This is a genomic window from Mycobacterium sp. 48b (assembly GCF_048282725.1).
Classification (GTDB): domain Bacteria; phylum Actinomycetota; class Actinomycetes; order Mycobacteriales; family Mycobacteriaceae; genus Mycobacterium.
On sequence record NZ_JBLVUL010000001.1, the window covers coordinates 1 to 22,197 of the forward strand.

Here is a 22,197-nt window from a genome sequence, read left to right on the forward strand (position 1 = left end):
AGCTGACGGTACCGCTGTCGATCACCGTCACCCTTGCCCCCGGGAACTGGGCTCACGAGGACTTCGACAAGCACGCACCGTCGACGTACTCCAGTAGCGCCATCGAGGGCGCCATCGAAAGCGCCGTCATGGCGACCCCCACCCCCGCAGCCCTTCCCGGCAGTCCCCTCGAACGGCTCGAAGCAAGTCGGAAAGGTCAGTAACAACAATGAGCGAGGTTCTTCTTCACCACGTCGAGTGCGTGCCCGGTGCAACTGCTCAACAGCGCCCCGACATCGGCCACAGTGCTGGCCAGCCTGCCCGGCCCTGACGGCGCCGCCCAGCTATGCGTTCAGCTGGCGACACCCGTTAAGCACCGCCTCCCTGCGACCGCGTCGGACGCCGACTACCCGCCGGGCCAACTCGGCCGAGACGCACACGGGCCATTCCTGTGGATCTACTACGCGGCTTTGCATCCCCGCGTGCCTGGGACCGACCTTGCCAAGCCTGCCCTCGATCTCCCCATCGACGTCTCCTACATCCTCGACCCCAGCATCGGCCAGGCTGACGTTCTCGACGCCACGAAGATGGTGTGGGTCGCCACCGCGTTCCTAACCCTCGATCCACCGATGAATCGCCTGTTCGGAGGGTGTTGATGTAAGGAAAGTGCCCTTTGAGCTGGGATGATTGGAGTTACCACACTTCGATCAGCCCACGTTCAGAAAGGCGCTTCCGGTGCAAGTGTCCCATAGGTTCGCCGTGTCGTCGGCGGTCTTCGATGATGCACATCTCGTGTCGTGCGCCGGGCTGGTGCCGGTGATGACCCTGGCCGACCAGACCGGTCTGTCGCAGCTATTGGCCGACAAGATCCGGTTCACCTGTGAGCGGATCCGTTCGGCCGCGGCCCATCCGTCACCGAAGCTGACCACGCTGATCGCCGGGATGTGCGCCGGCGCGGACAGCATTGATGACCTAGACGTTGTGCGCTCGGGTGGGATGAAGACCCTCTTCGGTGGTGTGTACGCCCCGTCGACGATCGGAACCTTATTGCGGGAGTTCACCTTCGGGCATGCCCGCCAGCTCGAATCTGTCCTGCGCGAACACCTGGCCGCGCTGTGCGGGCGTGTCGATCTGTTGCCCGGCGCCGACGGACGGGCGTTCATCGACATCGACTCACTACTACGCCCGGTCTACGGGCACGCCAAGCAGGGCGCCAGCTACGGACACACCAAGATCGCCGGCAGGCAGATCCTGCGCAAAGGCCTCTCACCGTTGATCACCACGATCAGCACCGACCACGGTGCGCCGGTGATCGCCGGGGCGAGGTTGCGGGCGGGCAAGGCCAACTCCGGCAAGGGCGCAGCCCGCACACCGCAGCACGGCCGCTGGCCATCCAACGGCTCGCCGCCGGGCTGGTGGCCATCACCCATGGCCTCGACCGCGCCCACATCGGCGCCATCTGCGACGCACTGACCGCCGCCGGCATTGATCCCGCGGTGTGGTCCGCCCACGCGGTGAACGACAAGCTCAACACCGACATGCGCGTCCGCGGAGGAACCTGGCCCGATCACATCGCCAACCCTGGTGCGTTCCTGCACAGCCGGTTACGACGATTGTCTTGGACACCACCGGAGCCTGCGAGAAATGCCGGCGGCTGCGCCGCCGCCAGCATCGACCCGACGCCGACACCTGTCGTGCTGACCGACGCCTCGCGAGCCCGGATTGCGGCCGCCCAACAAGAAATCCGACAAGTGCTCCACGACCGCGCTCAGCGCACTCTCACAAGGACGCGCGTCAACAGCACGTCCGACGGGCAATCACCAGCACCAACACCCTGGCTGGGCGCCAGCCAAGCTGGAGACGACCTCCAGCGGGTACGTTCACGCGTCCGGCAGCCCGGGTAACGGCCACCCACGATCAATGGTGAACCCGCCGTCACCGACGACGTGCTCACCGGTGACCAGCCAACGCACCACCGCGATTGCACCTGACCCGCCGTGATCGGACAACACACGCGTCACCGCCGACTCCACCGCGCTCACGCCCATCAGTGCCTCACCGCGAACATCACCGACGCCCCTGGACGTGTCGTGAACGGCGTGCAGTGATGCGCTCCCGCCACCGTCTCACCAACCACATCTCGACTAGCTCCACCGCCACGTCGCCCTGCGTTGCCCAGTCACCCAACAGCTCGCAGTACCGCAAATAGTGAGCCCAGGTGAACCGGGCTGCGACCGGCTCACCGACCCACCCCAGATGAACCAACGACGCGACAGCTTGTTGGTCGAGCAGCTGCGGCCCCACCACGGCGCTCGGAGCAGTCGAGGCGGGCACACCGCCGGTCGTCAAGGGGACTGTCGGAATAACGGTGGATCTGGGCTTGGTCTGACACGCCGGGCGTGAGCTTGGCGGGAAGGACTGATGATGTCCGAAACACTCGAATCCATGGCGATCGATGTGGATCAACGCCAGCTCGCAGAGCAGCTGCTGGCGCAAGCGAAGGAACGGGGAATCGAGCTGGTCGGCCCGAATGGCCTGCTCAACCAGTTGACCAAGAATGTCCTCGAGACCGCGCTGGACGCGGAAATGGCCGAGCACCTGGGCTATGACAAGCACGACCCGGCTGGACGCGGCAGCGGCAACTCCCGCAACGGCAGCAGATCGAAGACGGTGTTCACCGAGATCGGCCCGGTCGAAATCGAGGTACCGCGAGATACCAACAGCACCTTCGACCCGGTGATCGTGAAAAAGCGTCAGCGCCGGTTGACCGGCGTCGATGAGATTGTGTTGTCGCTGACCGCCAAAGGACTCACTACCGGGGAGATCGCGGCCCATTTCGACGACGTCTACGGCGCTACTGTCTCCAAGGACACCATCTCCAAGATCACCGACAAGGTGATCGAGGAGATGACCGAGTGGTGCAACCGGCCGCTGGAATCGGTGTATCCGGTGGTGTTCATCGACGCGATCTTCGTCAAGGTCCGCGACGGCCAGGTCAGCAACCGACCTGTCTACGTGGCCATCGGGGTCACCTGCGCCGGGGAACGTGACATCCTCGGGCTGTGGGCCGGCGACGGCGGCGAGGGTGCGAAGTTCTGGCTGTCGGTGCTCACCGAGATCAAGAACCGCGGCACCGGCGATGTATGCATCGTGGTCTGCGACGGCCTCAAAGGCTTGCCGGATGCGATCAACACCGTGTGGCCGCGAGCAGTGGTTCAGACGTGTGTGATCCATCTGTTGCGCAACACGTTTCGCTATGCGTCGCGCAAGTACTGGGATCAGATCGCCAAGGATATCCGGCCTGTATACACCGCGGCGACCGAGGCTGCGGCCAAGGAACGCTTCAGTGAGTTCACCGCCAAATGGGGTGCCCAGTACCCGGCGATCACCCAGCTCTGGCAGAACGCCTGGAGCGAGTTCGTGCCGTTCCTGGACTACGACATCGAGATCCGCCGCGTCATCTGTTCGACGAACGCGGTGGAATCGCTCAATGCCCGCTACCGGAGGGCAATTCGGGCCCGCGGGCACTTCCCGACCGAACAGGCCGCGATGAAGTGCCTCTACCTGGTGACCCGATCCTTGGACCCCACCGGCCGAGGTAAGGCACGATGGGCAATGAGGTGGAAGCCCGCGCTCAACGCGTTCGCGATCACCTTCAACGGCCGGATCACTCCGACCGGCAACTAACCAATGCCAAGCCAGATCCACCGTTTATCTGACAGTCCCGTCGTCAAGGACGTGTGATGGGTGGCCCACAGGTACAGCGAGACCACGCTAGACATCCCAGGACCGTAAGTTGTCAAGCGGCCTTGGCGTCGGGGGTGGTTTGGCGGTGTGCCCAGGCTTTGTGCTCGTCGTAGGCGGTGTGGTGGCGCAGGCAGCCGTGCAGGATGCCGACGAGGCGGTTACCGAGGGCACGTAGGGCTTGGTGGTGGGTATCGCCGGCGGCGCGGTGCTGGTCATAGAACGCGCGGGCACCGGGACTGTTGGTCAGGGCGCAGAAGGCCCATTGGTCGATCACGTCGTAGAGGCGGCGGTTGCGGACGTGGCGGGCCAGCACGGCGCGTTTCTTGCCCGACGCGACGGTCAATGGCGATGTTCCGGCGTAGTTTTTGCGAGACTTGGCGGTGGTGTAGCGGTTCGGGTCGTCCCCGAACTCACCGAGCACCCGGGCGCCGAGGGTGACACCGAGTCCTGGCAGGGAGAGGTAGATGTCGGCGTCCGGGTGTGCCTCAAAATGTGTTGCCAACTGGGCCTCGAGATCGGCGATCTGATGGTTGAGCTCGGCGATGATGGCGACCGCAGCGCGGGTGCTCGCCCCGAATGCGGCGGTGACCGCGGGCGCGGCGGCGAGCTGCTCGACGCGCAGCGCGGTCTGAATCTCTAGGGCCCTGGCATCGAGGTTGCGTTGTCGCCCCGCGGCTTTGAGTGCCGATCGGATCTTGGAGATGCTCAAACGGGCGGCCTCGGCCGGGGTGGGAGCGCGACCCAGGATGGCCAGGGCATCGCGGTCAGACAGCGAGTCGAAGGCCTCCAACGCGCCCGGGTAGTACTCCCGCAACGCACTGCGCAGCGTGTTGGTGTTGCGGTTGCGCGCCCAGATCAGGTTCTGATGCGCCCGGGCCAGCACCTTGACCGCCTCCACGTCGGGGCTGTCCCCGGCGATCGGGCGGTGGTTGTGGCGGTCGGTGCGCACCAGATCGGCCAACAGTTTGGCGTCGGCGGCATCGGACTTCGCGCCTGAGACCTGGTGGCGGTCGCGGTAGCGGGCCACCGCGAGCGGGTTGACCGAGAACACCTGGTAGCCGGCTGCGGCCAGCGCTTGTACCCACAGGCCGCGGTCGGTTTCGATGCCGATCACCACCTGGGTGGGTTCCTCGGCGTGGGTGGCCACCAGTTCGTGGAACCCACCGACCCCGGCAAGTCCCTCCGGGAGCCGACGCGAGGCCAGTGTGGTCCCGTCGGCGCTCATCAAATGGATGTCGTGGTGGTCCTCGGCCCAATCGTCTCCAACGAAGATCGTCAACTCGCCTCCCTGCTCGATGGGGGTGAAACCTGTTCGAGCCGAAGGCCACCCGGCGGCAACCTAATGGATCAGTGCTCGCATCGGCACGACACCCCATCAGCGCTATAGGCGACCTCACCAACCGGCCGGGGCACGATCTAGCGCTAGGAATCGAACTGCATTCCAGGCCGACACAGTGCTCACCGACCAGCGGCTCGGTGACCAGCGTCCCCTCAACAGATCGCTATCGGGTGAAAACTCGCTGATCGACTCCCATTAGGCCCGACACCGGACACGCAGGGCCACCCGGACCACCGCCGTGCAGACGCGGCGTCCGGTATCGCCTGCCAAGGAGTCTGTCGGCATGCCAACAGCACGGCGGTGACCGCATCCCGCTCGCCACCAGACGATGCGAAGGTGCGGACGTCGGGAAAGCACCGCCGCCGGTCACGGCCGGGGTGCCCCGACAGCCACGCCGCAGCGCGATACAGCACGCCCAGATCCACCGACCCACCATTACGTGACGTGTCGGCGTCCACGCCGCCATCGACGTTCCCGATGAGATCCGCACGGCGCAGATAGCCGACGCCATGATCGGTGGGCAGGCCGTCGACATCGCGGCCGACGATCCGGGTGGGGATCGCGTGCCGAGCCAGACGGGCATTCCACCACTCCAGATCCACCTCGGCCATGTCATCGCACACACTCACCCCGACGTCCTGGCCACGACACCACGCCACACACTCCGCCGGCACCACCAGGTCCCCACCGTCGTCCACCCGTCAATGCTCACACCCACCACCGACACACCCCCGAAGACGTCTGGCACATTGGCACAACGTGCACGCCGGTCGCGGTCGCGTCCGGGAGCCCAACACCGGCCGGTCACCCGCGCCCTCGCTCCGCCACCCTCCACCGCTGCTCACAAGCCCATTCGTGTCCGTTCGAACCGGTCCACCGTGTCCTTGCCACCCCGTCCCCGGCCTGACCGTCTGCTGCCGCCCATCCCCGTCCACGCCACGGGCCTTCCCGAGCTCACCGCCGAACCACACACCTTTTGCATTCAGGTCGCGAAACCATCACATAGCGTCCCAGACGAAATAGAATGACGGTCACAACTGGGAACGGAAGGGGGCGGCGTGGACGGCACGAACACCGACGCGGACCCGGCGGCTCTGGCCGCCAGAGTCGACACCACCCGGACCTGTCCGCGGTGCGGAACGGTCTTCGACATGCCCGACCGCGGGCGGGGTCGGCGCCCGGTGTGGTGCTCGGGGGCGTGCCGCCGGCTGGCCTCCGCAGAGCGGGTCGCCGCCCGCAACGCCGGGTCGGCAGTGACGGTGGTGGAGGTGCCGCGATCCCATCGCCCCGACTCCGATGCCCGGCTGGCGATCCCGTCAATGGGCACCCTGGCGCGGTTGTTCTTGAGCTCCCCGGTGCACTGCCGCCAGCTCTTGGACACCCTGATCTACAGGTACACCCACGACACTTTGCACACCGAACTGCGCGCCGACATGGAGGACTTCGCCGTCTCGATTGCCCGCCAGCACGCCCTGGACCAGGAACCCGAATACCGGGCTGCCCGCGGTGACGTCCAGCGGCTACGCCGCCACCTTCAGGCCGACGCCGACAGGGCCGAGGAGCGCCGCCGCGAGGTGGCCACCCTGCGCGCTGAGTCGTTGGCCCAAACAACCCTCATTGCCGAGTTGCGGGCGGAATTGGCGCACCCCACCATCCCCATGCTGGAGACCAGCGACGGCGGCACCCGCGACGCCCCTTGGGGTGGTGATCCGGGCGTGCGGATGAGTCGCCAACAACGCCGCGCCGCCGCCCGCGCTGCACACAAGAACGAGTAGCGACAACGCGATCCGCGCGGCCTCGGGCATGCCCGTTACGAGATGCTCAGCGGCCCCTGATCGTGGCGATGAGACCTTTGATCGCCACGGTGACCCGCTGCCGAATGTGGCCGTGTCCGCCGACGGGCGTGGTGTCGTTCTCCGGGGTGACGCGGGGTGGGGTTGGGGCGTCGAAGAGTTCGTCGCGGGCTGTCTTGGCCCGTCGATCGCGGTGGCGTCCGGCGGCGATGTCCGCGTCGCTCATGGCGGGCATCCAGCGCACCTGGCCGCGTCGAATGACGTAGTGGGATCGGCAGTGAAAGTTCCAGTTGCCGATCGAGGGGGACAGGCTGATGGTCTCCCCGTCGAAAGTGATGGCGTAGTCAGTCGGGTCGAGTGCGGACGCGACCTTCGTTGCGCATCGGTCAAGTCCACGGACGTGGTGTACGACGTCGTCGTGTGATTCTTCGTGGTGATGGTTCAGGCGGTCAGTGCCGCGGGGGTGTCCTCCTGTTCTGTCGGGGCGTCGTTGACGGTGCGTGATTTGCTCAGCACGTCTAGGCCGAGGTAGCGGCGGGATTCGGCCCATTCGTCGTGTTGTTCGGCCAGCACGGCGCCGACCAGGCGAATGAGGGCGTCGCGGTCGGGGAAGATGCCGACGACGTCGGTGCGGCGTCGGATCTCCTTGTTGAGCCTATCGGTTAACCGGCCCTCCCACGACACGACCGTGGATGCGGCGTGAGGTTCGAGGCCGCCGGTCATGCGGGGCGCATGCTGACAGGGCCGAGAGGGGTAGGCGATGACTGTTCGGGTGCGTACCAGCAGCGAGGGCTATGCGATCGACGGCCCGTGGGAGGGGTGCGCAGCGGCGAACGCATTCCTGGTGCATCTGGTCGGACGCGGGTTCAGTGCGGCGACGGTGCGGGCGTATGCCTTCGATGTGCTCAATTTGGCTCGGTTCCTGCTCGACCGTGATCTCGCGGTGGCGGCGGTGACGCCGGTGGAGGTGTTCGAGTGGATCGACTGGCAGGACGTGCGCCGTGACCCCCGGTGCAACCCGGCGAGAAGGAATGGCGGGAGCGCGGCGGCATCGACGATTAACCGGCGGGTCGCGGCGGTGCGGGCATTGTTCGAGTACCTGGTGATGACTGGGATACGTACCGACAACCCGGTGCCCTCACCGCGGCGCGGGCAGGGACTGCGACCGGTGGCGCGGGGGCCGCTCGGGCATCTGGGCCCGGGTCGGCCTCGGGCCGGAGGCCGACTGGTGCGGCAACCGCGATTGCTGCCCGAGTCCCTCGACGCGGATGCAGTCGAGCGGTTCGTGGCGTCGTTGCGAACCCATCGGGATCGGGCGATGGTGTGGGCGATGCTATTCGGGGGCTTACGCAGCGCCGAGGTGCGATCCTTGCGGTTGGCCGACATCGACTTCGGCCGGCGACGAGTGCGGGTGCTCGGCAAAGGCTCAAAGGAACGGGTGGTGCCGGTCGATGCAGCATTCTTCACCGAACTGTCGGCCTATCTGCGCCTGGAACGCCCACCAGGGTTGGCGACCGAGGAGTGTTTCGTGGTGCTGCGCGGACCCTCCGCGGGGGCCCCGGTCAGCGAGGCCGGACTGCGGTCGCTGTTTCGGCGGCACCGAGACCACTCCGGTGCGACGAGGGTACGTCCGCATCGGCTCCGTCATACCTACGGCACTGAACTCGCCTCTGCTGGCATCGATCTGATGGTGCTGCGGGAGTTGATGGGCCACGTGTCCCCGGAAACCACCGCCGGCTACGTGCACCTGTCGGTCGAACAACTCGCCGCCGAATACGGTGCGGCTCGCGCCAGCCTCGCTGGGACACGACGATGACCAACCGGACGCTCGCATCGATCGACCTACTGGCCGACTCGGATGCGGTGCTGGACGACTATCTCGAGTACGTTTCCGGCCTAGGTCTCAGTGGCAGGTCGGTGCGTGGTCGCACCCGCAGCGCGAGCACCTTCCTGACCGAGCACCCGGATCTGCAGGACTGGATGACTCGACCGGCGGCCGAGCGGTTGGCCGAGCTGCGCCACAGCGGGGCGTGGCCATTGCTGTGTCATGTCGTTGGCCGGGGCGCGTTACGGCTCGACCTCGAACTCGCGGCCGTCAAGAACCTCACTGGCCTCGGCCGGGCCGTCGAGGACCGCGACCCGGACGGATTCGCCGCCGTGCGCACGGCCGGGCTGGCCTTGGGCTGGACACCGCAATGGATCGAGACGGTCCTGGGTGAATGCCTGGCGGTGCTGCTCGCCTGGCACGGCGGACTCGTCCACGATGTCACCAACGGCACGGTCGACAAGTTCGATGCCGCACTGGCTGCCACACAGTCGATCCCGGCATCGTCGAGGCGCGCCTACCGCAACCGGATCGCCGGGCTGCGGCAGATGCTTTTTCACGCCCGCATCGTCGACACACCACCACAGCGTCGGCGGTGGGCCCGCAGCTACGCCCAACGCTTCGCCGACGTGGCGATGACCGGCCCGATCCGGCAGACGCTGCTGCGTTACGTCACCGTCAGGGCATCGGTGCTGCGGCCGAAATCCGTCGAATCGTTGATCAACGATCTGCTGCCGTTCGCGGACTATCTCAGCACCACTCATCCCGAACTCACCTCATTCGAGAATCTGGATCGCCGTCACATCGAGGGTTTCCTGGTCTGGAATCGCACCCGCACCTGGCGTGGGCAACGCGCCGCCGCCGGCGCAGGACGCACCATCTCCAAGGCCGTGATCCAATCGACGGTGCTGAGCGTGCGCAACCTCCTCGATGACATCACCGAATGGGGTTGGGAGCAGGCACCGCCGCGTCGTCTGGTCTTCGCCGTCGATATCCCGAAACTCGATCAACCCCTGCCACGCGCCCTGCCACCTGATATCGACGCCGCGGTGATGAACGCGGTTGCCCAGCTGGAGGATACGTTTACCCGCGTCGGGTTGACGGTGCTGCGCGGGGCCGGGCTGCGAATAGGGGAACTGCTCGACCTCGAACTCGACAGCGTCATCGACTACGGACCCGCCGGCACCTGGTTGAAAGTTCCGTTGGGCAAGCTCGCCACCGAACGCATGGTTCCACTCTCGGCCAACACCATTGCCGCGTTGGACCAGTGGACCAGCAGACGTGGTGTTTGCCGCCCACTGCCGCATCCCCGTACCGGAGCGCCTACCGATTTCCTGTTCGTCGCGCACGGCCGCCGCCTCGGGCAGACGCGGTTACGCAAAGGCCTGCTCGCCGCCGTCGAGTCCTGCGGGCTGCACGGAACTGGCGGCGCACCGTTGGTGGTAACCCCGCATCAGCTACGCCACACGTGGGCCACCGAACTCGCGAACGCGGGCATGAGCCTGCAGGCTTTGATGGCACTGCTCGGACATGTCACCCCGCAGATGACGCTGCGTTACGCCACCCTGGCCTCCCCGACGCTGCGCGATGCCTACGACCAGGCCATGGGAAAGATGCGACGACAGTTCACTCTCACTCCGGTCGGCAAACCCATCGTCCCCGATGCGGTCAGCTGGCTCGGTAGTGAGATGCTCAAAACACGTGTCGCCCACGGCTACTGCGCCCGCCACCAGAGTGCCGGCGCCTGTCCCTATGCCAACATCTGCGAAACCTGCGACAACTTCGTCACCGGCCCCGAGTTCCAAGGCGCACTCAAGGCACAACGCAGCGACATCCAAACCCTCGAAGCAGATGCCCGCGCCCGTGGCTGGCTCGACGAAGCCGCCCGCCACCACCGTGTCGCCGACGCGTTGACCGACCACCTGCACCGCCTCGACCGCTGACCGAATCGACCACCTGGGGTTGATGCGCCCCCGAGGGCCGGATAAGTTCCTGGGGGTTGTTGGACCAGATCTGGCGCCAGATCTGTTTGGGGAACGCGGTGAACGCCAGCAGATCCGCCCGTGCGGCTTCCAGGTGCTCGGCGGTCTTGGGCAGCTTGTCGGCCAGGGCGTCGATGATCCGATCATATTGAGCCTCAACGGATTCTGCGTCGGGCTGGTCGAACACCGAATGCAACAGCGTCTTGACCCACGGCCACGAGGCCTTCGGGGTGACGGCCATGAGGTTGGTCGTGTAGTGGGTGCGGCAGCGCTGCCAGGCCGCCCCGGGCAAGGTGGCGCCGATCGCGGCGACCAGCCCGGCGTGCGCATCGGAGGTCACCAGCTTGACCCCCGACAGGCCGCGGGCGGTCAGCGACCGCAGGAACGTCAGCCAGCCGGCCCCGTCTTCGGCGGTGGTGACTTCGATGCCGAGGATCTCCCGATAGCCGTCGTTGTTGACACCGGTGGCGATCAGGGCGTGCACGTTGACCACCCGCCCGCCCTCGCGGACCTTGAGGACCAGCGCGTCGGCGGCCATGAACGTGTAGGGGCCGGCATCGAGTGGGCGGGTGCGGAAGGCCTCCACGGCGGCGTCGAGTTCCTTGGCCATCACGCTGACTTGGGACTTCGACAGCGACGTGATCCCCAGGGTCTCGACCAGTTTGTCCATCCGCCGCGTCGAGACTCCGAGCAGATAGCAGGTGGCCACCACGGTGGTCAGGGCCCGTTCGGCGCGTTTGCGCCGTTCCAGCAGCCAGTCCGGGAAGTAGGAGCCCTGGCGCAGCTTCGGGATCGCAAGATCCAGACTGCCGGCACGGGTGTCGAATCGGCGATGGCGGTAGCCGTTGCGGGAGTTGGTGCGCTCGGTACTGCGTTCGCCGTATCCGGCGCCGCACAGGGCGTCGGCTTCCGCGCCCATCAGGGTGTGGATGAACGTGGCCAGCAGCTCGCGCAGCACATCGGGATGGGCGGTGGTGAGTCGTTCGGCGAGCACCGCGGGCAGGTCGATATTGTGGGCAGTGGTCATCGCGTCGGTTCCTTTGCTCGAGTGACTTTGGACGGTCCCTCGAAGAATCACGCGATGACCTTCAATCAGTCGGCTACGACACGCCGGTACCGCTGATCAGGTCCGACTCGTACACCACTCTGCTGGACGCAACCTGCGCATCCGCAGGCGCAGAGATGCATCACGGTGGCGTACGGCAGCGACACGTAGAGGACACCGGCGTCGAGGTCGGCGGGGATGAAGTCGACGAACTCATGGGTGAAGCGATCCGTGGGTAGCACCGTCACTGGTCCTCGTTGGTGATGTCGTTGCCGTCGCTGGCGTAGAGGCTGAAGTGCTCACCTTCGAGGTCGGCGTAGATGCCGACGTGACGCTTCCACCGGTTGACCGCCAGGGCAGCGTTGAGTGCGTTCATGTCGACGATTTGCACGTTCTGGCCGTAGAGATCGGCGGCGGCGACGGAGGTGGGGAGCCGCTTGCGGTCGTCCCAGAGGTGATCTCGGTGGCCGGGAAGGCTGCTGGTGATGCGGACCTGTCCGCCGATGCCGCGCTCGGCCAGGTACAGGCCCATCCCGACGTCGAGCTGGAAGGCGAGCACCTCACCTGGCTGCGAGATCTTCCGATCACTGCTCTCCAACTCCGCGGTTACCTGCCCACCACCAATGACCGGCGGGAGCTTTACCACGCCGCCTTGGCCTTTTTCGGCGTCGCCAACCTGGCCGCGTGGCGCCGCATATGGAGTCGCCCAGTGGCCTCGTTCAAGCGGGCGAACACATTCACCAGCCACGCCGAGTCGGTGGCGTCGTGGATTCGGATCGGGGAGCTCACCGCCCAGCATCTTCACGCCGAACCCTTCGACAAGGACGGATTCCGCACCGCACTCCATCACGCCCGCACACTCACCAGAACCGACGACTTCCTGCACGAACTGCAAGGCTTATGCGCTGCCCAGGGTGTTCTCGTCGTCTATGTCGCAGAGATCGACAAATGCCGCATCAGCGGAGCCACCTGGTGGTCCAGCCCCACTAGAGCGGTCATCGCTCTCAGCGATCGCTACAAGACCGAGGATCAGTTCTGGTTCTCGTTCTTTCACGAGGCCGGACACGTTCTCTTGCACTCGAAGAAGGAGACCTTCATCGACGACGGCTCCGAGAGCGACGACATCGAAGATGCGGCCAACCGATTCGCGGCCAACACCCTCATCCCCCCGCGGGAGCAACACCACCTCGCCGCACTGACCACGACCACCGAGGTGGAGGCCTTCGCCACACGCATCGATGTCAGCGAAGGGATCGTCGTCGGACAGCTCCAACACCGCGGCCTATGGGAATGGCGAAAAGGCAACGGGCTCAAACGCCGCTTCGACTTGACACCCACCTAAGACACGCAGCGAGCTCGCAGTCGAAGAATCCCTGGTAGCGGACGTCAACCGACGACGAGTCGATCATGCGTGCCTCCTACCGGTGGGCGGAGTGCTTACCGGGTGCCACCTCAACCCTGAGGAAGCGGTGGCACCCGGCATGCTCGCCTACGCCGAGATCATTCCGTGCGGGTCGATGATGAACTTGTTGGATGAGCCCTGGTCGAAGATCGCGTAGACGTCCGGCGCCTCGTCGAGGCTGATGACCTTGTTGTTGAGCATGGGGCTCAGGTAGGGCATGCGGTCCCACAGGATCGCCATCATCAGTTCGCGGTGATAGTGCATGATCGGCGCCTGCCCCGCCGACACGCGCGGCGACTTGATCCACGCCTTGCCGAAGTCGAGCGGGAAAGTGCCTTCTTGCCGGCCTCTGTCGGCGCCAGGGGGTCAGGTCCGTAGACGCCGATGACGCCCGTGGCGCCGCCGGCGCGAGTGGCCTCCAGCACCTGGTTGATGGCAGCCTGCGGCTGAAGGTCCTCCGCCTCCTTACCGATGCCGTGCGCTTCGGAACCGACATAGTCCACGGCACAATCGACTTCACGCTCGCCCAGGATGGCCTCGATCTGGTCGGGCAACGGAACGTCCTTATTCAGATCGATCGTCTCGCACCCGTTGTTCTTCACCAGATCAAGCCTGTCCTGGTAGTAGTCGCCGACGATGATGCAGGACGCACCCAGCAGCCGCGCCGCCGCCGCACCACAGCGGCCGACCGGACCGGCACCGGCGATATACACCGTCGAGCCAGGCTTGGCGCCCGCCTCCATCAGGCCATGAAAGGCCGTGGGCAAAATGTCCGAAAGCAGGGCGAGATCAAGGATCTTCTCCATCGCCTGGTCTTTGTCCGGGAACCGCAACAATTGGAAGTCGGCGTACGGGACGAACAGGTACTCGGCCTGACCACCCTGCCAGTCGCCGAGGTTGAACCCGTACGCGCCGCACGCGACGTCGGCATTCGTGGTCTCGCAGACATCGGTACGGCGCGCCTTACAGTTGCGACACCGCCCGCAGGCAACGTTGAACGGGACCGAGACGAGATCACCCTCGGTGAGGAACTCGACGTCGGAGCCCACTTCGACGACCTCACCGGTCATCTCGTGGCCCATGACCATCCCCTCGGGCACAGGAAAAGAGCCTCGGAAGATGTGCAGGTCGCTGCCGCAGATGTTGGTGGCGACCATTTTCAGGATCGCGCCATGGGGAGCCTTCTTGCCGTTGGGCATGACCAGTTTCGGATACTCCAGCGAATCGACCCGCATGTCCCCCGGATTGTGGAAGACGACTGCGCGATTACCTTCAGCCATGGTTGTGAACCTCCTTGCAGCACAATTGATGTGCTGATGTGACGGTCAGTCGGCCTGGTGGCGAACTGTCCTGTCAGCGTATGCAGGACCATGCATCGTGTCGGTGACCGCGCGCGCCACCGTTATGACAATCCGTGCCAAGGCGTCAGTCGGCGAGTTCAGCGGCAAGATACGCGGCGGTGGCGCTGTCCCGGTATGCCGCGACCTCCCGCGGGGTACCGGCGACGACGATGCGGCCACCGGCGCCCCCTGCGCCGGGTCCCATGTCGATGACGTGATCAGCCTGGGCGACCACCCGCATATCCAGTTCGGCGGCGACCACGGTGTTGCCGGCGTCGACGAGCCGGTGCAGGTGTGCCAGCAGCCGGTCGGTGTCGGCGGGATGCAGTCCGGCGGTGGGCTCGTCGAGCAGGTAGAGCGTGTCACCGCGGTGGGCACGCTGCAGTTCACCGGCGAGCTTGACGCGCTGCGCCTCGCCGCCGGACAGTTCAGTGGCCGGCTGCCCGAGCCGCAGGTAGCTTAGCCCGACATCGCACAGCGCCTCCAGAGCTTGCAGCACGGCGGGTTCGCCGTCAAAAAACTCCCGGGCCGCCGACACACTGAGTTCGAGTACCTCAGCGATGTTCTTGTGCCGCCAGCGGATCGCGAGAGTCGCGGGGTTGTAACGGGTTCCGTGGCAGTCGGGGCACGGGCTATAGACGCTGGGCAGGAACAGCAACTCCACCATCACCCAACCCTCCCCTTCGCAGGTCGGGCATCGTCCGCCGCTGACGTTGAACGAGAACCGTCCGGGTTTGTAGCCGCGCTTCTTGGCCCCGGGGGTGTCAGCGAAGAGCCGGCGAACGTGGTCGAACAGCCCGGTGTAGGTGGCGATGTTGGATCGCGGTGTGCGGCCGATCGGCTTCTGATCGATGCACACCACCCGCCGCACACCGTGGGGGTCGCCGAGCACCTCGCCCGAGGCGGTGACCTGCGTGGCCTCAGTGAGCAGGTCGTCGTCGCGGGCGTCGTCGAACCGCACCGGACGGCCGAGGTGCTCACCGACGATCTCGGGTAGGGCCTGGGCGACGAGGCTCGACTTGCCCGACCCGGACACCCCGGTGACCGCGGTGAGGCAGCGCAACGGCACCGATACCGACAGATCATGCAAATTGTTGCGTTGCACACCAGCGAGTTGCAGCCAGTCACTGCGCTCCCGCGGTGTGCGCGAGGCGACGCGGGTCTCGTCGCCGAACAGATAGCGGCGGGTGACCGAGTCGGTGACATCGGCCAGCCCGGCCGGGGGACCGCTGTAGAGGATCTGGCCGCCGTCCAGCCCGGCGCCGGGCCCGATATCAACCAGCCAGTCCGCCGCGGCGATGACATCCAGCGAGTGCTCGACGACGAAGACGCTGTTGCCGCTGCGTTTGAGGCCGGCCAAGATGTCCAGCAAGGCGTCCCGGTCGCGGGGGTGCAGACCGGCCGACGGCTCGTCGAGGACGTAGACGACGCCGAACAGTTGTGACGAGAGTTGCGTCGCGAGCCGCACGCGCTGCAGTTCCCCGCCCGATAGCGTCGGCGTGCTGCGGGCCAGGGAGAGGTATCCCAGTCCCAGATCGATGAGCGGTTGCAGCCGCTCCTGCAGCTCTGCGACCAATCGCTGTGCAGCGGCGCGCTTTTCGTCTGACATGTTGGGTGTTTGCCGGACATCTGGTGCCGCGGCATGCGCGGAACCCCCGGCCACGACCCGCGCGTTGACCGCCGACTTTCGTGTCTTCTGGTTCAGGGCCGCACCGGAGGTGGCCGGCTTCCACCGCGGGCTGAGCACCCTGGCGCACAGCGCGGCGAGCTGGTCGAGGGTGAGCCGCGACAGCTCGGCGATGTCCAGACCTTCGAATGTCACCGACAGCGCTTCGGGTTTGAGCCGCTTTCCGTGGCACGCCGGGCATGGGCCGCTTCCGACGAATTGAGAGACCCGTTTCTTGACCGCAGCGCTCTTGGTGTTGGCGAACGTGTCGAGGACGTAGCGGCGGGCACCGATAAAGGTGCCCTGATAGCTGGGCTCCATATCGGCTTTCACGGCGCGTCGAGTTTCCGCCGGGGTGAAGCCCGCGTACACCGGCACCGTCGGACGCTCCTCGGTGAACAGAATCCACTCGCGGTCCTTGCGCGACAGCGTCTTCCACGGAGCGTCGACGTCGTAGCCGAGCGTGGTAAGGATGTCGCGCAGATTCTGCCCGTACCAGGCCGGCGGCCATGAGGCGATGGCACGCTCACGGATCGACAACGACGGGTCGGGCACCATCAGTGCTTCGGTCACCTCATACACCCAGCCCATACCGTGGCACGTCGGGCAGGCACCCTGCGGGGTGTTGGGCGAGAAATCCTCCGCGTAGAGCATCGGCTGGTCCGCAGGGTAGGTGCCCGCACGCGAATACAGCATCCGGACCAGACTCGACAGCGTGGTGACGCTGCCCACCGACGAACGGGTACTGGTACCACCGCGCTGCTGCCGCAACGCGACCGCAGGTGGCATCCCTTCAATCGAATCGACATCCGGGACACCCACCTGATCAATCAGACGCCGCGCGTACGGCGCCACCGATTCCAAGTACCGCCGCTGGGACTCGGCGAAGAGCGTGCCGAAGGCCAGCGATGACTTGCCCGAACCCGACACCCCGGTGAACGCGACGAGGGCATCACGCGGCACCTCCACGTCGACGCCGCGCAGATTGTGCTCGCGGGCACCGCGCACCCGAACTCTATTATCTGGCTCCACTACTCATCTCCTCGTCCGACGAGGCTAGCAATGGCGGCGGGACATCCCACTGTCGATGCGTGCCACAACCCTGACGTCCCGTGCCAGTTTGGCCCGCAGAGGATGGCCGGGCTGCGCATTCCTTTTGAAGGATGCTGCGGGCCCCTCCACAAGATGCACGCCCGGCGAGGTGCTGCGCTCGGTGGTGCTGATCTGACGAAGTTACGGCGACGGATCGAGCCGGTCCTGCACGTCGCGCTACGAGGTGCCTCACCTAATTGTGAGCGCGAAGGGTGAGCTGGTGCCTCACGCATAATGAGCGCGTGGGGGCTTGCGTTACTTCGCCGTGGCCAATCGGTTGATTGACGGTTGCAATGCTTCCAGGTCGAGGTGGCGGGCGGCGGTGAGGGCCTCGGTCTTGGCCTGGGCCAGATCCAGGAGTTGCATTTGGATGGTGTTGATCTGCCGGGTCAGATCGGCCGGGTTGATGCCCTCGATTCGGTCGGCAACGTTCGAGAGTTGTTGTGCTTCAAGGAGTCCTGATGCTTGCAGGCGTTGCCACGGGGTGGCCGGCTTGTCGTAGATGCGCTTGCGGCGACCGTTTGCGGTGGTGGTGTAGCCAACGGGTTTTTTGGTCGGGGTGAAGAAGTTCAGGCGCAGCGACACCAGCTTCCACAGCCGGTTGAGCAGCTCTAGCTCGTCGGGGGTGTCGTAGCGCCAGTAGAACGCGTGTTTGCGCACCACATGGTGGTTCTTCGACTCCACATGCGCCTGGTCGTTCTTCTGGTACGGCCGCGAGCGAGTCTGGGCGGCATGGTGCGCAGATGCGCGGTCACGGTTTGTCCGGTGCCCTCGAACAATCGGTGCAGAGTGCGGCGGGACACACGTGGCAGCCGACGGCGATCCGGTCCACATCGAGGTCTGGGTAGCCGAGGTGGTGGCGCAGGTAAGCAAGGGCCCGCTCGCGCTGCAGCAGGAGCGAAAGGTCTTGTACACCTCGAGTTCTCGCTGCGTAGGCGAGCAAGGAACTGGCCAGGTTCGCCCCGTACGGGGCCAGCAGGCCGGCTCCCTCCGGGTCGGTGGTTTGCGTAGCAGCCAAACTTTGGAAGAACGCGGACACTGACGAGAGCGCCCCGTCCACGGGGATCTCCACCGCGAGCAGATCAGTACTAGGCCGCAAGCCGGCGTCAGCGAATGCACGCTCGGCCGGTAGATGAACCACGACCTGCTCGTACGGATCGCGGTAGTCCAACGAAAACGGCCGCGCGCTGGCATAGATCACCACCCGGCCAGGTCGGACTTCCGCGCTGTGGCCAGCCTGCGTGACGACTCCCGTGCCACGGCTCTGAAACAACGCGTATAGGTACTCCGCTTCGGCCCCCCGGGATATCAGAGTGCTGCTTCGACTGACCTTCTCGCCGCTGGCCCGCTTGACGGACAGCGCAAAGTCACCGTAGTCGGCATAGCTAATCTCGCCGGAGAAACTCCGATCATAGGGGCTCGGCGCAACATCGACGTAAGCCTGGCGTCGCACCGAGCGCCAATAGTCGACGGCGGCGTCAGCGTCGACCGCGTGGGTGGACCACGTCGCAGTTTCTGGAGACGTGGCCGCATCGCGCTCAGGCACTTTGTCGCCTCCCTCCATCGCTGAATCTATGCGATAGCGCCGCCAGACGCGTTCAGGATTGCGCCCACATTGTGTGGGAGTGCCCCGCCGGATGTGCGCAAAACCTCTGTTCAAAGGTGCGGGGCCGTAGCTGCTGCGCCCCCACCACGAAGAAGATCGAGGTTTCCCCGGGTGCAGTTCCAGCGCGTCTCGCTTCTAAAGAAACGAGACACGGTTGAGGCGCCCACTCCCCCGTCGCATCGCCCCAGGTGGAACCGTCTCATATCTCGTCTCACACAGCGTGTCTCGCATCTTCCCTGTCGCCGCCAGGTGAGACAGTGAACGAATGACAGCCATTCTCGGCTACGCCCGAATCAGCACCACCGGCCAGGACCTCACCGCTCAACGCAACGCCCTCGCAGCAGCCGGCGTCGACCCGGAACGGGTTTTCACCGACGAACTCTCTGGAGCGGTTGGCACCGCCCGTCCTGGTCTCGCTGCGCTGCTCGACTACGCCCGAAGCGGAGACACCGTTGTGGTGGCCGCTATTGACCGTCTCGGGCGCTCCGCTGCCGAAGTCACTCGCACTATCGCCGACCTCGACAAGCGAGAAATCGTGCTGCGCGCCCTCCGCGAGGGCATCGATACCGCAACTCCCACCGGCCGTGCCGTCGCTGCCATCATGGCGACCCTGGCTGAACTGGAACTTGAACTCGGCCGTGAACGACGCGCCGCCTCACGTGAAGCCCGCCGATCGCGCAGCCTGCCAGCCACTAAACCGCCGAAGCTCAGCGCCGCACGCCAGGAACAGCTATGCCGGCTGGCAGCCACCGGTGAACCGGTCGACGAGCTCGCCGCTGCATTCGGCATCGGGCGTGCGACCGCGTACCGATATTTGAGCCGGAGTCGGGCCACGTGAACGAGATCCCGCGTATCCCAGCACCAGGTGGTGACGATCCTCGCATCGAGCTGATGCACAAGGTGGCAAGGCTCGAATCTCAGTACGCCGATCGAGTGGACGAGACGGAGACCGGCTGGATGACGGTGGTCAACGTGGCACTTGATCGGTGGCGCACGTCGTGGCAGGAGCAGACGTCGACACCGGAACTAAACCCTGAGCTGAGCAGGAAGTTTCGAGTCTGTTTTCCGCTGGCCGCTCATGCGTTGAACCACGTCGAGGCCGCGGTAACTCTGCATTCATCATCTCCCTGGGTGGCCATGTCTTGTGTTCGGATCGCGTTCGAGCACGCTCTGACTGCGCAGTGGGTCTTATGGACCAAGGACGGGGAAGACTTGCTCGCACAACAGATGTCACTACAGGATCACCGACGGTCGAGTGAGTTCATTGACGCAGTCGTACGGGCCGCCGCCGATACACCCAACCTGGCCGAGTCCGCCGCTCTGGCCGAAGAGTTGAGTGAGTTCCTCGGCGAGAAACCAGTCTCGGTCTGGTCGGTCTTCAACCTTTGCGAGAGGTTCTCATCCACTCGCTTGCTCTATGGAATTTACCGCGATCTATCGCAGGCAGTCCATCCGACGTATGGACTCGTCCGGGCGCACTTCGACATCACGCCTCCCCCGGAAGTTGTTGTGGGCCCTATAAGACCGTTCGGGGCCGAATTGGATTCGCCGGAACTGATTCGCGGTATGGCTGTTTCAAGTTTGTGGGCGCTCTACGTCCTCGAAGTATCGAGAGCTGGGCACCCGGACGCAGCCGAGGTGCTCCGCTTAGCCTCGATCCGTGGACTTGAGTGATTGATGTGTCTGCCGTGGCTGGTTGTCGTTTGGTGGGCTTGTGAGCGTGACGTAACCGCTGGTCTGCCCAGCTTTTCCCTGTGCGCTCCGGTAGGGGCCTATTCGGCCAGGTGGTCAGGTGGTGGCGGTGAGTGGTGGGCTGTGGCCGATGGTGTTGCGCCACAGCGTAAGCCAGTGGTCAGCCCAGGGCCAGTGGCTCGGTAGGTGCAGAAGGGGTCGGCGTTGCGGTCGGACCAGGCGTGCGGGGACGGTGATGAGCTTGCGGCGCAGTGTGGCGCCCCGGGCGACTGCGTGGGCTCCACCGGCCAGGACGCCGGCGGCGCGCAGCAGGTTGTGGGCAATAGCGGCGCACAGGATCCACGCCGAGTTCGCTCCGAAACGTCCCGAAGGCATGTGAGCCAGGGGTCCATCGATCAGGTCGGCGAACACGGTTTCGATGATCGCGTGGCGGCGGTGGGTGATGTCGGCCGCAACGGTGGGTTCGTCGGTGTCGGTGAAGAACGGGTGATACCGCCACACCGGAAACAGCGCATCAGGAAAGCGGGCATCTTTGACCCGACGCACGATCAACCGGGCGGTCATCGGGTTGTCGGTGGAGGTGAAGGCGGTGTAGGTGGTCTCGGCGACTTCGGCATCGGAGATCCAGGCTCCCGTGTCGGGATCACGGACCGCTCCGGGGTATTCCACTGCAATCCAGGCGCTCTCGTCGATGGACTCGATGGCTGCAGCGACGGCGCGGGTCTTGGTCAGCACCAACGAGAACTGGGCACCGGCGCGGCGGCAGGCTGTGGCCACGGTGCTGTTGCCGTAGGCCGAATCGCCGCGCACCACAATCTGGCCGGTGACCCCGGCGGTGCGGGCGGTGGCGACGGCTTGGGCGATCATCCGGGCCGCACCCTTGCCGGAGTTGGCCTTCCCGGCTCGCAACCGGGCGCCGGTGATCACCGGCGCACTCGTGGCGGTGCTGATCGTGGTGACCAACGGCGACAGGCCCTTGCGCAGGATCTGCTTGCCCGCGATTTTGGTGTGTCCGTAGGAAGCACCTTGTTTGGCGTGGCCATAGACCGGACGCAGCAGTGAGTCGATGTCGAGGAACGCGCGCTCGTCGGCGCCAGGCAACAGATCGACCCGCGCGCAGAGTCCGGCCAGGTGCTCGCGCAAAACCGATTCGAGCTGGCGGGCGTGTCCGAAAGTAAACTCGCGCAACAAAGTTCCGATGGTCGAGGGTGCATACACGCCGCCGAACAGTGTCTTCATCCCACCTGCCCGCACCAGGTCGAGATCGTCAATGCAGTCCGCACCGGCACACATGCCCGCGATGACTGTGCTCAGCTTCGGTGCCGGGTTGGCCGCCCCGGACTTGATCCTCGGCTCGGCAATGACCACCTTGTCACGTAATAGCTGCGGCAAGGCAGTCTGGGCCGCCAGGGTCATCACCGGGACCAATCCAGCACAGGACACGAGATGGTCATCATCGAAGACCGCCGACGACACAGCGAAACTATGGGACACTTTCACCGGAAGTGCCTTTCTGACCTGGACTGATTAGTGCGTCGAGAACACCAATCTTCCCAGTTCAAAGGGCACTTTCCTCATTCCGACACCCTGCGACCAGCCGATACATCGGTGGATCGAGGCTTAGGCGAAGAAGCCGGGTTGCCCGTCGACCTGCGCGCCAGTGATCTCCACCCGCACCTCCAACCTGAT

18 protein-coding genes and 6 pseudogenes are annotated in these 22,197 nt (G+C 65.5%); 10 read left to right on the forward strand and 14 right to left on the reverse strand.

All coding sequences use genetic code 11. The annotated features are described in order from the left end of the window. From ACNQR1_RS00005 to ACNQR1_RS00015, 3 genes and pseudogenes are all read left to right on the forward strand, one after another. Positions 1-203: pseudogene (locus ACNQR1_RS00005) on the forward strand (XRE family transcriptional regulator); the annotation flags it as partial. Positions 204-248: 45 nt separating this feature from the next. Then, a complete protein-coding gene (locus tag ACNQR1_RS00010; RefSeq protein WP_225330063.1) occupies positions 249-635 on the forward strand; it encodes a hypothetical protein in 387 nt (128 codons plus the stop codon). Between the two features lie 79 nt (positions 636-714). Further along, positions 715-1,347: pseudogene (locus ACNQR1_RS00015) on the forward strand (IS1380 family transposase); the annotation flags it as partial. A gap of 512 nt (positions 1,348-1,859) precedes the next feature. On the opposite strand, the gene ACNQR1_RS00020 reads toward ACNQR1_RS00015, so the two are convergent. Next, a complete protein-coding gene (locus ACNQR1_RS00020) occupies positions 1,860-2,027 on the reverse strand; it encodes a hypothetical protein (protein ID WP_165588945.1) in 168 nt (55 codons plus the stop codon). A 397-nt stretch (positions 2,028-2,424) separates the two neighbouring features. Here ACNQR1_RS00020 and ACNQR1_RS00025 point away from each other — a divergent pair, with 397 nt between their 5' ends. After that, a complete protein-coding gene (locus tag ACNQR1_RS00025; protein ID WP_394329132.1) occupies positions 2,425-3,666 on the forward strand; it encodes an IS256 family transposase in 1,242 nt (413 codons plus the stop codon). A 112-nt stretch (positions 3,667-3,778) separates the two neighbouring features. On the opposite strand, the gene ACNQR1_RS00030 is transcribed toward ACNQR1_RS00025, so the two are convergent. Together ACNQR1_RS00030 and ACNQR1_RS00035 are read right to left on the reverse strand one after the other, a co-directional pair. After that, the gene (locus ACNQR1_RS00030) at positions 3,779-5,005 is read right to left on the reverse strand and encodes an IS110 family transposase (RefSeq protein WP_043416428.1); all 1,227 of its coding nucleotides are present in this window, start codon (positions 5,003-5,005) and stop codon (positions 3,779-3,781) included. A gap of 212 nt (positions 5,006-5,217) precedes the next feature. Further along, entirely contained in the window at positions 5,218-5,763 is a 546-nt protein-coding gene (locus ACNQR1_RS00035; RefSeq protein WP_048896585.1) for a hypothetical protein, read from the reverse strand. A 360-nt stretch (positions 5,764-6,123) separates the two neighbouring features. Between ACNQR1_RS00035 and ACNQR1_RS00040 the strand changes: the two genes are divergently transcribed. Next, positions 6,124-6,840 (forward strand): hypothetical protein, encoded by a 717-nt coding sequence (locus tag ACNQR1_RS00040; RefSeq protein WP_052773283.1) that lies wholly within the window; start codon positions 6,124-6,126, stop codon positions 6,838-6,840. A gap of 46 nt (positions 6,841-6,886) precedes the next feature. Here the strand turns inward: ACNQR1_RS00040 and ACNQR1_RS00045 are convergent, their stop codons facing one another. The 3 genes and pseudogenes from ACNQR1_RS00045 to ACNQR1_RS00055 all read right to left on the reverse strand — a co-directional run. Then, complete coding sequence (locus ACNQR1_RS00045) at positions 6,887-7,093, reverse strand: hypothetical protein (RefSeq protein WP_047040985.1); 207 nt, start codon at positions 7,091-7,093, stop codon at positions 6,887-6,889. 9 nt (positions 7,094-7,102) lie between these two features. After that, positions 7,103-7,408: pseudogene (locus ACNQR1_RS00050) on the reverse strand (DUF6527 family protein); the annotation flags it as partial. Beyond that, a pseudogene (locus ACNQR1_RS00055) lies at positions 7,300-7,536 on the reverse strand (transposase); the annotation flags it as partial. The pseudogenes ACNQR1_RS00055 and ACNQR1_RS00050, both read right to left, overlap by 109 nt. A gap of 82 nt (positions 7,537-7,618) precedes the next feature. Between ACNQR1_RS00055 and ACNQR1_RS00060 the strand changes: the two are divergent. Both ACNQR1_RS00060 and ACNQR1_RS00065 read left to right on the forward strand, forming a co-directional pair. Then, positions 7,619-8,674, forward strand: coding sequence for a tyrosine-type recombinase/integrase (locus ACNQR1_RS00060; RefSeq protein ID WP_024637592.1), 1,056 nt, complete (start codon positions 7,619-7,621; stop codon positions 8,672-8,674). Then, positions 8,671-10,626, forward strand: coding sequence for a tyrosine-type recombinase/integrase (locus tag ACNQR1_RS00065; RefSeq protein WP_047040994.1), 1,956 nt, complete (start codon positions 8,671-8,673; stop codon positions 10,624-10,626). Before ACNQR1_RS00060 ends, ACNQR1_RS00065 begins: the two co-directional genes overlap by 4 nt. A gap of 7 nt (positions 10,627-10,633) precedes the next feature. On the opposite strand, the pseudogene ACNQR1_RS00070 reads toward ACNQR1_RS00065, so the two are convergent. The 3 genes and pseudogenes from ACNQR1_RS00070 to ACNQR1_RS00080 all read right to left on the reverse strand — a co-directional run. After that, positions 10,634-11,692, reverse strand: a pseudogene (locus ACNQR1_RS00070) (IS256 family transposase); the annotation flags it as partial. Positions 11,693-11,757: 65 nt separating this feature from the next. Beyond that, positions 11,758-11,958 (reverse strand): hypothetical protein, encoded by a 201-nt coding sequence (locus ACNQR1_RS00075; protein ID WP_047040998.1) that lies wholly within the window; start codon positions 11,956-11,958, stop codon positions 11,758-11,760. Beyond that, complete coding sequence (locus tag ACNQR1_RS00080; RefSeq protein WP_131811434.1) at positions 11,955-12,356, reverse strand: hypothetical protein; 402 nt, start codon at positions 12,354-12,356, stop codon at positions 11,955-11,957. Before ACNQR1_RS00080 ends, ACNQR1_RS00075 begins: the two co-directional genes overlap by 4 nt. 63 nt (positions 12,357-12,419) lie before the next feature. Here ACNQR1_RS00080 and ACNQR1_RS00085 point away from each other — a divergent pair, with 63 nt between their 5' ends. Beyond that, positions 12,420-13,052 (forward strand): ImmA/IrrE family metallo-endopeptidase, encoded by a 633-nt coding sequence (locus ACNQR1_RS00085; RefSeq protein ID WP_048896588.1) that lies wholly within the window; start codon positions 12,420-12,422, stop codon positions 13,050-13,052. 147 nt (positions 13,053-13,199) lie between these two features. On the opposite strand, the pseudogene ACNQR1_RS00090 reads toward ACNQR1_RS00085, so the two are convergent. The 4 genes and pseudogenes from ACNQR1_RS00090 to ACNQR1_RS00105 form a co-directional block, all read right to left on the reverse strand. Beyond that, a pseudogene (locus ACNQR1_RS00090) lies at positions 13,200-14,392 on the reverse strand (alcohol dehydrogenase catalytic domain-containing protein). A 145-nt stretch (positions 14,393-14,537) separates the two neighbouring features. Continuing rightward, positions 14,538-17,150, reverse strand: a complete 2,613-nt coding sequence (locus ACNQR1_RS00095) for an excinuclease ABC subunit UvrA (protein ID WP_047041000.1) — start codon at positions 17,148-17,150, stop codon at positions 14,538-14,540. A gap of 315 nt (positions 17,151-17,465) precedes the next feature. Next, positions 17,466-17,873 (reverse strand): transposase, encoded by a 408-nt coding sequence (locus ACNQR1_RS00100; RefSeq protein WP_236737452.1) that lies wholly within the window; start codon positions 17,871-17,873, stop codon positions 17,466-17,468. An 88-nt stretch (positions 17,874-17,961) separates the two neighbouring features. Then, the gene (locus ACNQR1_RS00105; protein WP_157894412.1) at positions 17,962-18,756 is read right to left on the reverse strand and encodes a cupin domain-containing protein; all 795 of its coding nucleotides are present in this window, start codon (positions 18,754-18,756) and stop codon (positions 17,962-17,964) included. Positions 18,757-19,081: 325 nt separating this feature from the next. Here ACNQR1_RS00105 and ACNQR1_RS00110 point away from each other — a divergent pair, with 325 nt between their 5' ends. Both ACNQR1_RS00110 and ACNQR1_RS00115 read left to right on the forward strand, forming a co-directional pair. Then, positions 19,082-19,654 (forward strand): recombinase family protein, encoded by a 573-nt coding sequence (locus ACNQR1_RS00110; RefSeq protein ID WP_043416436.1) that lies wholly within the window; start codon positions 19,082-19,084, stop codon positions 19,652-19,654. Beyond that, a complete protein-coding gene (locus tag ACNQR1_RS00115; protein WP_047041003.1) occupies positions 19,651-20,490 on the forward strand; it encodes a DUF5677 domain-containing protein in 840 nt (279 codons plus the stop codon). Before ACNQR1_RS00110 ends, ACNQR1_RS00115 begins: the two co-directional genes overlap by 4 nt. Positions 20,491-20,604: 114 nt before the next feature. On the opposite strand, the gene ACNQR1_RS00120 is transcribed toward ACNQR1_RS00115, so the two are convergent. Continuing rightward, complete coding sequence (locus tag ACNQR1_RS00120; protein WP_025997282.1) at positions 20,605-22,008, reverse strand: IS1380 family transposase; 1,404 nt, start codon at positions 22,006-22,008, stop codon at positions 20,605-20,607. Positions 22,009-22,197: the final 189 nt, after the last annotated feature.